This window comes from Craterilacuibacter sp., from assembly GCF_051659485.1.
Classification (GTDB): domain Bacteria; phylum Pseudomonadota; class Gammaproteobacteria; order Burkholderiales; family Chromobacteriaceae; genus Craterilacuibacter.
The window spans coordinates 1-10,687 of the sequence record NZ_JBOFOO010000115.1 but is presented as its reverse complement, the minus strand read 5'-3'; the positions used below and the strand labels follow the sequence as shown (position 1 = coordinate 10,687).

Sequence of the window (10,687 nt, the reverse complement as noted above, 5' to 3'; positions counted from 1 at the left end):
TGGCCTTCAATGCCGGGACGATTGCCGGCCGCTACGGCAGCTTGGTGCTGGGCGTCGACGGGAAGTGGACCTACACGCTCGATGCGCGCGCCAATGCGCTCACGCAAGGGCAGTCGGTCAGCGACAGCTTCACCGTCACGCTTAACGACGGCAGCACGACCACGGTGGCGATCGACATCACCGGCAGCGACGACCTCCCGGTGATTACCAGCGGCAGCGGCAGCGTGGTCGAGAAGACCCAGCCGAGCACCAGCGGCACGCTGACTGCGACCGACGCCGACAATCCGGGTCTGGCCTTTGTGGGTGAAACGGTGCAGGGCGAGTATGGCCGCCTCATGCTCTCTGCCGATGGCAGTTGGAGCTACACGCTGGATGGTCGGGCGGATACCTTGCTGGGAGGGCAGATCTATCGCGATGTCATTGTACTGACGCTGAATGATGGCAGTCGCACCACCGTAACGATCAGGATTGACGGCCTGGATGATGACAGCGGCTCTGGTGGAGGGGAGTCGGAGGTGCCGGGAGGTGGTGGCTCACTTCCTGATGTGTCGCTACCCGGCTTGTCCGAAACCGCTCCGGGTAAGGATGCCGCTACCGGAGAGATCCCCACTGGCTCCGGGGGCGGCAAGCCGCAGGATGAGATTCATGACGCTGCACGCAATGGCGATACCGGTGATTCGGCGCCGGCTGGGGATGTGGCTGACATCGTGAAAACGGATGCCGGCAGGCCGGTGTGGCGCAGCGAAGGGGTTCACGCTGCGTCCATTGCCCCTATCCGGCTGACTCTGGCAGGCCTGGAGCAAAATGGCCTGTTGTTGCAGGGGGCGGTGACGGAGGCGGATCTGGCATCGGCGCTGGATGATCTGCGCCTGATGCTGGAGGCCAGGGCAGGCGGTGCTCAGGCTGGCGTTGAGGTGGCTACCGCAGTGGAGGAGGGGCCGGTGGTGGTTGATGTGCTGATGCCGGTCGGGGCGGTGCTGTCGGTCGGTTTTGTGTGGTGGGCTGTGCGCATCGGGGGCTTGCTGGCCGGCATATTGGCGACGGCACCCGCTTGGCGCGGCTTTGACCCGCTGCCGGTATTGGGTGGGCAGTCACCGGATGACGTCTGGACAGGGCAGGATGGTCGTGAGGCGCTGGAGGATGAGCAGGCCGTTTCCGGCATGTGGACTGCGGCTGCGCGGGAGGGTGGGATATGAGTATGGTGCGATGGCGTCCGGGGCCGATTGGCCGCATGGCCTTGAATATGCTGCTGCTGGCCATGTCGGTGATGTGGCTGGTTGATTTTTTTCTCGGTGTGATGCCTGATCGGCAGCAGTTTGCACAGCAGGTGCGCGAGCGTACCGCCGAGAGTCTGGCGATTCAGGTGGCGACCTTGTTGCAGTCGGGCGACCTTGCGCTATTGCGGGAGGCGCTGACGGAGGTGAAGCGGCGCGATGGTGATATCCGTTCGCTGGCGATACGTCAGTCCGATGGCCATCTTGTCGCGCAGGCGGGCAATCACCGGCAGCTCTGGCAGCCCTTGCCGGGTAATCGTTCGACGCTGACCCGGGTCAGCGTGCCGCTGTATCGGAAAGGGAGCCAGTGGGGGGCGGTGGAGCTGGTCTTTCATCCGGTGTTGCCGGAAACGCTGGCCGGCTGGCTGTCGTATCGTCCGCTACAGGGCGCGGTGCTGTTCTGCCTGTTGCTGGGCATGGTGTTTTATCTGTTTTTGCGCCGCTCCCTGCATTACCTGGATCCGGCGGCAGTGGTGCCGGAGCGGGTGCGTTCGGCTTTTGATACCTTGCGCGAGGCCGTGTTGATCATTGATCACAGCGGACGCATTGTACTGGCCAATCAGGCCTTGCGCAGCCTGCACCCGCAGGCGGATGCAGGCTTGACCGGGCAGTTGCTGGCCAAGCAGGGCTGGCTGCTGGCAGGCCTGCCCCCCGCATCGGCGCACTGGCCATGGCTACTGGCCATGCAGACCCGGCAGCCCATTGGCGGGGACGAACTGGTGATTGCCCAGCCTCATTTGCGGGAGGCGCGGCGGGTGATCGTCAACTGTTCGCCGATTCAGGATGGCAGTGGCAAGGTGCGTGGCTGTCTGATCAGTCTTTCCGATGTGACGGCGCTACATGAGAGCAACCATGCGTTGCGCCAGACCCTGTCGGTACTGGAGGCAAGCAAGGCCGAGATCGAGAGCAAGAATGCCGAACTGTTCCGCTTGGCGACTCGCGACCCGATGACCGGCTGCCTGAATAGGCGGGCATTTTTCGAACAGTTCGAACCTCTGTTTGCCCGGCATCGCCAGCAGAACGAGCCGCTGGTTTGCATCATGTGCGATATCGACCATTTCAAGCGTTTTAATGATACGCATGGCCATGCGGTGGGCGATCTGGTGATCAAGAGCGTGGTCAAGGCGATCGCATCTGGTTTGCGCGAGGCGGATCTGTTGTGCCGCTATGGTGGCGAGGAGTTCTGCATCGTACTGCCTGGGCAGGATCTGGCGCAGGCGATGCTGATCGGCGAGCGGCTGCGCCGCGCGGTGGAAGAACAGGCCGGGCCGGGCATACGCACGGTCGCGGGCTTGCGCATTACCATGAGTTTTGGTGTGGCGGTACTGGATGCCTCCGTGGCGGGCGGCGAGGCGCTGATTGATCAGGCCGATCAGGCGCTGTACCGCTCCAAGGAAGGAGGCCGCAACCGGGTGACGGCCTGGCAGGTGCGTGCCGAGACAGGTGTGTCATTGTGAGGGGTAGAGGCATGAACAGGCAGAATGATTTTCAGCCGTCTGCGGCACCGCGCGAAGGAAGCTTGCAGTGGGTGTTGTTGCGCCATTTTTCCCTGCAGATGACGCTGGTGGCGCTGCTGCTGCTATTGCCTGTCGTTTTGTTTACGGGCAAGGCCGCGCTTGAGTCCGAGCAGCGCCTGCTGCAGGCTGATGCCGATAAACTGGGCTTGGTGCTGGAGCGGGACAGGCAGGCATTGCAGGGTACTTTGCGCGATTATGCAGGCTGGGATGACAGCTATTATTTTGTCAATCAGCCGCACCCGCGTTATGGGCAGATCAATTTTACCGGTTCGTTCCTGTCGACCGGGGTGGCGCTGGTGGCCATTTTGCGCGCGCCGCGCGAGCCATTGCTGCAGTATGGCCAGCCGGCGGGACTCAGTTCTCAGGCCTGGCAGGCGACCCTGGCCGGTTTGCCGGAGTGGAAAAAGCTGCCGGTTCAGGGCGAGCCACAGGTGCGGGTTGCGCAAGTCGGCGGACAGATGGCCTTGCTCGGCGTGGCGTGCATCACCCGCTCGGATGAACGTGCGCCATGCAATGGCCTGATGGTGATGGTCAGGCTTCTGGATTCGGCCTATCTGCAGTGGTTGGGACAGTTGGTGGGGGGCAAGGTAACGCCTGTTTTGGACGGGCGTGCCAGCCCGTCGTCAGCGCTTCATCATGCACGGCAGACCATCGTGCCTTTGCCTGGCAGTACGGTATTGGCTCTCCAGCTGGATAAAAAATTTGATCATGGCGAGCAGTTGCGCAATCTGCTGCTGTTTGCCTGCATTCTGTTGTTGCTGTTCGGGCTAGCTGCCCTGTGGATGCGGCGCTTCTTGCGCCGGCAGGTGCTCAACCGGGTTGAGCTGTTTGCCGAGCTTGCTCATCGCTACGAACTGGGGCAGACGGTGCAGTGGCCGGTCGAAGGGGGGAGCGAAATCGACCGGCTGGCGCAGTCGTTCAACCAGATGGTGGCACGACTCGCTGCGGCTCAGGGTGCGCTGCAGCAGCAGATGGTCACCGATCCGCTGACTGGCCTGGGTAACCGTTATGGTCTGGAACTGGCGGCTAACGGCAGGATAGGACGTTGCCGCAACGAACAGGGCCTGGCTTTGTTACTGGTTGATCTGGATGGCTTCAAACTGGTGAATGATAGTCTGGGGCATGGTAACGGGGATGCCTTGCTGCGGCTGGTGGCCGAGCGCATGCGTCAGAGCCTGCGCGAGGGGGACGAGTTGTTCCGTGTGGCAGGTGACGAGTTTGCGCTGCTGTTGTCTGTTGCCAGCCGGGACGAGGGCGAGGTCCTGCCGCGGCGCTTGATGGGCTTGCTGCATCAGGTATTCCGTTTCGCCGGACATGAGATCAAGATTTCGGCATCGGCCGGCATCGCTTACCGGCAGGGTGAGCTGTCGGCACTGGATCTGATGCGTCATGCCGATCTGGCCTTGACCATGGCCAAAACGGCGGGCAAGGCACAGTTCTGTGTGTATGCCCCGTCGATGAGTGTGGATGTCGAGCAGCGGCTGCAAAGTGAGCAGGCCTTGCGTCAGGCACTGGCCGAGGATGTGCTGGAGCCTTATTTCCAGCCGGTGGTCGATTCGATGACCGGTCAGGTGGTGTCGCTGGAGATGCTGGCGCGCTGGTCGCATGAGGGGCGGATGGTATCGCCCGCCGAATTTGTGCCGCAGGCGGAGGTGCTGGGCCTGATCGGGCCGTTGTTCAATCAGTTGCTGGACAAGGGTATGGTGTGGTTTGCGCAGTTTCGAGAACAGTGCCCGCATCTGGTCTTGCAGGTCAACCTGTCGGCCCTGCAGTTTGCCGATGCCGCACTGGCGCGCAATCTTCTTGCCCAGTTGCAAAAACATGGCCTGCCGGCCGAGGCGCTGGCGGTGGAGCTGACCGAAAGCTGCATGCTGCAATACCCGGAGCTGGTGGATAGCATCATTGCCGAACTGGTTGCCGCCGGCATCGGCCTGCATCTGGATGATTTCGGCACCGGCTACTCGTCGCTGGCGCGGCTGCGTGAGCTGCCATTCGACGTCCTCAAACTGGACCGCTCCTTCGTGCTCGCGCTGGGGCAGGGCGATGCCGTGCTGGCACGTGCCGTGCATGATTTCGCGAGCGGCCTTGGTCTGGGGCTGATTGCCGAAGGCGTCGAAACCGAGGCCGAGCGCCGGGCGCTGGACGCTATCGGTTACCGCTGGATGCAGGGTTACCTGTTTGCCCGCCCGATGCAGGGCAGCGAGATGCTGCCGTGGCTGTCGGTGTCGGGCCGGCATTCAGGGCAGTGCGACGCTCTCGACGATGGCATCAAGTCCGAGCACGCGTGACAGGAAGCGCTCCATGTCGGTCGCGGCTGCAGTGCTGACAAAGCGGTAGTGTGGCCGGTTGCCTGCCTGCGCACTCAGGCCATGGGCCTGCAGCAAGCGCCGTATCTGGCGGCAGACGGCACCGGCCGGATCGATCAGCGCCGCATCCGGCCAGCAGGCTGCGATCTGCGGTGCAAGAAAAGGGTAGTGGGTACAGCCCAGCACGATCTGGTCAACCCGGCTGCCGGTGAGCGGCGCGAGTGCTTGGCGTACGATGTCTTGTGTTGCGGGGCTGTCGAGATCGCCGGCTTCGACCTGTTCGACAAAACCGTCTCCGGGCAGCAGGGTCATCCGCGTCTGCTCATGGTAGCGCAGCGCGAGGTGCTGCAGCTTGTCGCCGGATAGTGTGGCGCGGGTGGCCAGTACTGCAATCTGGCTGCTTAGGGACGCCAGTGCCGCCGGCTTGATAGCCGGTTCCATGCCGATGATGGGGATGTGCGGATAGCGCGCGCGCAAACTGGCGGCCGCCGCGCTGGTGGCAGTATTGCAGGCGATCACCAGACTGCTGGCACCCTGATCGAACAGCCACTGGGCGATGCGGATGCTGCGCGCTTCGATTTCACCGTGGCTGCGCGGCCCGTACGGGCACCAGTCGCGGTCGGCGAGGTAGATGACCGACTCGCCGGGCATCTGCCGCGCCAGTTCGCGCCAGACCGACAGGCCGCCCAGACCCGAGTCGAACATGCCTATCATGAGAATTCCAAATTAAGGGATAAAAATAGCCTGCCTCACGGCAGGCTAGGGTGCTTGGGCGTCGCGGGCTTAAGTGTTCTGGATCACGATCTTGGGGAAGCGTCCGGAGAAGTCCTGCGCTTTTTCACCGACCTTGATGGCAACCTTGCGGGCGATGGCCTTATAGCTTGCGGCAATTGCACCATCCGGATCAGAGACCAGTGTTGGCATGCCGGCATCGACGGCCGCGCGGATCCTGATGTCCAGCGGCAGGGAGCCCAAGAGCTCGATATCAAAGTCGGCTCCCATTTTGGCCGCACCGCCTTCACCGAAAATATGCTCGCTATGGCCGCAGTTGGAGCAGATGTGAACAGCCATATTCTCGATCAGCCCCAGTGTCGGTACGCCGACCTTCTGGAACATGGTGTAACCCTTGCGTGCATCCAGCAAGGCGATGTCCTGCGGCGTGGTGACGATGACGGCACCGGTCACCGGCACCTTCTGCGACAGCGTCAGCTGGATGTCGCCGGTGCCTGGCGGCATGTCGACCACCAGATAGTCGAGATTATCCCACTGGGTGTCATTCAGGAGTTGCTGCAAGGCCTGGCTGACCATGGGGCCGCGCCATACCATGGCTTGATCGGTGTCGACCAGATAGCCGATGGACATGGTCTGGATGCCGTAATTCTCGACCGGTTTGAGGCCTTTGCCATCGGCTGCCATTTCCGGATGCCGCTCGGCCAGCCCCATCATCAACGGTTGGGACGGGCCGTAAATATCCGCATCCAAGAGACCGACGCGCGCGCCTTCAGCCGATAGCGCCAATGCCAGATTGACGGCGGTGGTCGATTTGCCTACGCCACCCTTGCCCGAGGCGATCACGATGATGTTCTTGACGCCGGGCAGCAGCGGAACGCCGCGCTGGGCGGCATGGCTGACAATCTGGCTGCTGACTGAGATCTCCAGATGCCGTCCTTCTGTTAAGGGCTGCAGTGCCTCGGTGAATTGCGCGCGTATGGCCTCGAACTGGCTCTGTGCCGGGTAGGGCAGTACGACATTCAGGGTGATGCTGTCATCACCAACCGTCAGTTTGCGTATGGCTTTGGCGGCGCCATAGGGCTTGCCGGTATTGGCATCGATCAGTCCGGCGATGACGTCTTGCAGCTGGGTTTCAGTCGCGGTCATGGTGTTGTTTGTCTCCTCGCTGGCGCGGGTGCTGAAAAAGCGGCTTATTTTGGAAAGCATGGCTAGTGTCCGGAATATACCCCGGTATTTTACGCGAAGCAGGGCGCTTGTCGCGCTGATGATACGCCGGTGGGACATTAGCCGCGATGGCTGGCTGGGCTGATGGCTGGCGGGCGCGGGCAGTAAAATCGGCTGCGCGCTGGTATATCAGTATAATCTGAAGTAGAATTGCACCCTTTTCTGCGTTTGGCTTAATGCCGAATCCGCCCATTTCGGCGCCCTAGTGGCGCCGTTGCTGTTTGATTCTAAAGGTTTTTGTTCTTTATCTATGCACGCAAAACACACTCTTTCCGGACGCACGGCGCTGTTGTTTCCATTGGCGCTGGTCTTGTTCGAATTTGCCGTATACATCTGTAATGATATGGTGCAGCCCGCCATGCTGGCGGTGACGCGCGAGTTTATGGTCGATTCTTCCTGGGTGCCGACTTCGATGACGGCTTTTCTCGCCGGTGGCGCATTGCTGCCATGGCTGACTGGACCCTTGTCCGACCGTATTGGCCGTCGCCCGGTGCTGTTGGCCGGTGTCGTCTATTTTACTCTGACCTGTCTTGCGACTTATCTTGTCACCAGCATCGAGGCATTTATCGTGCTGCGCGTGCTGCAGGGCGTAGGTCTGTGCTTTATCAATGCGGTGGGCTATGCCGCAGTGCAGGAAGCATTCAAGGAAAAAACGGCAGTTAAAGTAATGGCGCTCATGGCCAATGTGGCGTTGATCGCGCCGCTATTGGGCCCCTTGGCCGGTGCGGCCTTGCTGGAGCTGGCGCCATGGCGTTCCAGTTTCTTGCTGATCGCACTACTGTCTTTCGTTTCGCTGATCGGCCTGCTGATGCACATGCCGGAGACGGTCAAGCCCAGCCATGAAAAGCTGCCCTTGTCGCAGATTGGTCACGACTATCTGGCGGTGTTCCGCAATCGCCGTTTCGTTTTGTCTGCCTTGTGCATTCCGCTTCTGGCACTGCCGCTCATGGGCTGGATTGCCTTGTCGCCGGTTTTGCTGGTGCAGGATCTGGGTATGACCACGGTCGAGTATGGCCTGATGCAGATTCCGGTGTTTGGCGGCCTGATTGCCGGTAACCTGTTTCTGGCAACGGTGGCCGAGCGTTGGCCGCTGGGGCGTTCGGTGCAGTTGGGGATGTGGCCGATTGTGGCCGGCCTTGCACTGATGCTCGGCGGGGTCGTATTCGCGGATGGCCCGCAATACTATATGGTTGCCGGCATGAGCCTGATGGCCTTCGGCGAGGGCATGGCTTTCGGTGTGCTGTATCGTTTTGCGCTGATGTCCTGCCCCGAAGGCAAGGGCACGGTATCGGCCAGTATGAGCATGATTTCGATGCTGGGCTATGCGCTGGGTATCGAGGTGTTTACGCTGGTTTACAAGATAGGCGGCATGACCGGCTTTGCGCTGATGGCGCTGGCGACATCGCTGGTGTTTGTGCGCCTGGCCAGCCGCATGGTAGCTTTGGCCATGGCCGAACGTGCCGAAACTGAAGTTGCGGCCACGCCGGTTGCAGGTCAGCCCGAGTTGGCCAGCCAGAACCTATAAATCTGACATTGACAGATAAACAAGGCAGGACAGGGGCGACGCCGTCCCTGTCCTGCCTTTATTGTATAATCGACCGCTTGAAATTGAACCCGGGGGCTTTCCGATGACGAAACGCAAGATACTGGTGACGAGCGCGCTGCCCTACGCTAACGGCGCGATCCACCTTGGCCACATGGTCGAACACATCCAGACCGATGTTTGGGTCCGTTTTCAGAAAATGCGCGGCCATGAATGCCATTATGTGTGCGCCGATGACACCCATGGCTCCCCCATCATGCTGGCGGCCGAAAAGCAGGGCGTGACCCCCGAGGCGCTGATCGCGCGGGTGAAGGACGAGCATCTGGCCGACTTCACCGGCTTTCATATCGGTTACGACAATTACTACTCGACCAATACGCCGGAAAACAAGCATTTTGCCGAGACGGTGTACAAGGCGCTGCGTGCCGATGGCAAGATTGCCTCGCGCACCATCGAGCAGCTGTTCGATCCGGAAAAGCAGATGTTTCTGCCCGACCGTTTTGTGAAGGGCGAGTGCCCGAAGTGCGCTGCCAAGGATCAGTATGGCGACAACTGCGAGGTGTGCGGCGCGACCTACAGCCCGACCGAGCTGAAGAACCCGTTCTCGGCTGTTTCCGGCGCAACACCGGTACTGCGCAGCTCCGAGCACTATTTCTTCAAGCTGGGCGAGTGTGCCGATTTCCTGAAGGGGTGGACCGCAGGCAGTACTTTGCGCACCGATGGCGTGCAGCAGATGCACCTGCAGGCCGAGTCTTTGAATAAAATGAACGAGTGGATCGAAGGCGGCCTGCAGGACTGGGACATCTCGCGCGACGCTCCGTATTTCGGTTTCGAGATTCCGGATGCACCTGGCAAGTACTTCTATGTCTGGCTGGACGCGCCTATCGGTTATATGGCCTCGTTCAAGAATCTGTGCGACAGGACAGGCCTCGATTTCGATGAATACTTCAAGGCCGATTCCAGTACCGAGCTGTATCACTTCATCGGCAAGGATATCCTGTACTTCCACGCGCTGTTCTGGCCGGCGATGCTGAAATACGCCGGCTACCGCGCGCCGACCGGCGTGTTCGCGCACGGCTTTCTCACCGTCGACGGGCACAAGATGTCCAAGTCGCGCGGTACCTTCATCACCGCCAAGTCTTATCTGGACTGTGGGCTGAACCCTGAGTGGATGCGCTACTACATTGCCGCCAAACTCAATGCCCGCATCGAGGACATCGACCTTTCGCTCGACGACTTTGTCGCACGGGTGAATTCGGATTTGGTGGGCAAGTTTGTCAATATTGCCAGCCGTGCCGCCGGATTTATTGCCAAACGCTTTAACGGCAAGCTTGCCGATAGTGTATCCGACCTTGATCTGCTGAGCCGTTTGCAGGCCGAGGGGGTGAATATCGCCGCCGCCTTCGAAGCGCGCGAGTACGCGAAAGCATTGCGCGACGTGATGGCGCTGGCCGATCTGGTCAACGGCTATGTCGATGCCAACAAGCCGTGGGAGCTGGCGCGTCAGGAGGGGCAGGACGCCCGTCTGCAGGAAGTGTGTTCGGTACTGATCAATGCCTTCCGCCTGCTGAGTATTTATCTCAAGCCGGTGCTGCCCAAACTGGCTGAGAGCGTCGAAGCCTTCCTCAATCTGGAAAAACTGCAATGGTCCGATAGCGAAACGCTGCTGTTGGGGCATGTGATCAATCCTTACCAGCATCTGATGCAGCGCATCGATCCTGTGCTGGTCGAAAACCTTATCGCAGCGAACAAGCAAAGTATGGAACAACAAGCACCTGCCGCAGTCGCGGCACAGTACGAGCCTTTAGCCGATACCATTACCATCGATGACTTTGCCAAGGTCGACCTGCGTATCGGCAAGGTGCTGGACTGCAAGTTTATCGAAGGCTCGGACAAGCTGTTGCAGTTCACTGTCGATCTGGGTTTTGAGACGCGCAATATTTTCTCCGGCATCCGCAAGGCGTATGGCGAGCCGGAAAAGCTGATCGGGCGCAATGTGGTGGTGGTTGCCAATCTGGCGCCACGCAAGATGCGCTTTGGGGTGTCGGCCGGCATGATCGTCTGTGGCTCGGGCGTGGAAGATGGCCAAGG

7 protein-coding genes are annotated in these 10,687 nt (G+C 60.7%); 5 read left to right on the top strand and 2 right to left on the bottom strand.

Annotated features, from left to right (window positions below):
- The 3 genes from ACRC1E_RS04070 to ACRC1E_RS04060 form a co-directional block, all read left to right on the top strand.
- A partial coding sequence (locus ACRC1E_RS04070; RefSeq protein WP_438513832.1) for a VCBS domain-containing protein occupies positions 1 to 1,196 on the top strand: 1,196 nt, incomplete at its 5' end.
- Positions 1,193 to 2,731: a diguanylate cyclase gene (locus tag ACRC1E_RS04065; protein ID WP_438513831.1), complete on the top strand. Its 1,539-nt coding sequence runs from the start codon at positions 1,193 to 1,195 to the stop codon at positions 2,729 to 2,731. The genes ACRC1E_RS04070 and ACRC1E_RS04065, both read left to right, overlap by 4 nt.
- An 11-nt stretch (positions 2,732 to 2,742) precedes the next feature.
- Entirely contained in the window at positions 2,743 to 5,079 is a 2,337-nt protein-coding gene (locus ACRC1E_RS04060) for an EAL domain-containing protein (RefSeq protein WP_438513830.1), read from the top strand.
- Here the strand turns inward: ACRC1E_RS04060 and murI are convergent.
- Both murI and apbC read right to left on the bottom strand, forming a co-directional pair.
- Positions 5,029 to 5,811: a glutamate racemase gene (gene murI / locus ACRC1E_RS04055; protein WP_438513829.1), complete on the bottom strand. Its 783-nt coding sequence runs from the start codon at positions 5,809 to 5,811 to the stop codon at positions 5,029 to 5,031. The genes ACRC1E_RS04060 and murI overlap by 51 nt on opposite strands.
- 69 nt (positions 5,812 to 5,880) lie before the next feature.
- Positions 5,881 to 6,975: an iron-sulfur cluster carrier protein ApbC gene (gene apbC / locus ACRC1E_RS04050; protein ID WP_438513833.1), complete on the bottom strand. Its 1,095-nt coding sequence runs from the start codon at positions 6,973 to 6,975 to the stop codon at positions 5,881 to 5,883.
- 328 nt (positions 6,976 to 7,303) lie between these two features.
- Here apbC and ACRC1E_RS04045 point away from each other — a divergent pair, with 328 nt between their 5' ends.
- The gene (locus tag ACRC1E_RS04045) at positions 7,304 to 8,578 is read left to right on the top strand and encodes an MFS transporter (RefSeq protein ID WP_438513828.1); all 1,275 of its coding nucleotides are present in this window, start codon (positions 7,304 to 7,306) and stop codon (positions 8,576 to 8,578) included.
- Between the two features lie 103 nt (positions 8,579 to 8,681).
- Positions 8,682 to 10,687, top strand: a 2,006-nt coding sequence (gene metG, locus ACRC1E_RS04040; protein WP_438513827.1) for a methionine--tRNA ligase, incomplete at its 3' end; no start/stop codon positions are given.

Excerpts from the sequence above, each read along its gene's own strand:
- ACRC1E_RS04045 (WP_438513828.1), top strand. The coding sequence starts at position 7,304 with ATGCACGCAAAACACACTCTTTCCGGACGCACGGCGCTGTTGTTTCCA.
- ACRC1E_RS04060 (WP_438513830.1), top strand. The coding sequence starts at position 2,743 with ATGAACAGGCAGAATGATTTTCAGCCGTCTGCGGCACCGCGCGAAGGA.
- murI (WP_438513829.1), bottom strand. The coding sequence starts at position 5,811 with ATGATAGGCATGTTCGACTCGGGTCTGGGCGGCCTGTCGGTCTGGCGC.
- ACRC1E_RS04065 (WP_438513831.1), top strand. The coding sequence starts at position 1,193 with ATGAGTATGGTGCGATGGCGTCCGGGGCCGATTGGCCGCATGGCCTTG.
- apbC (WP_438513833.1), bottom strand. The coding sequence starts at position 6,975 with ATGACCGCGACTGAAACCCAGCTGCAAGACGTCATCGCCGGACTGATC.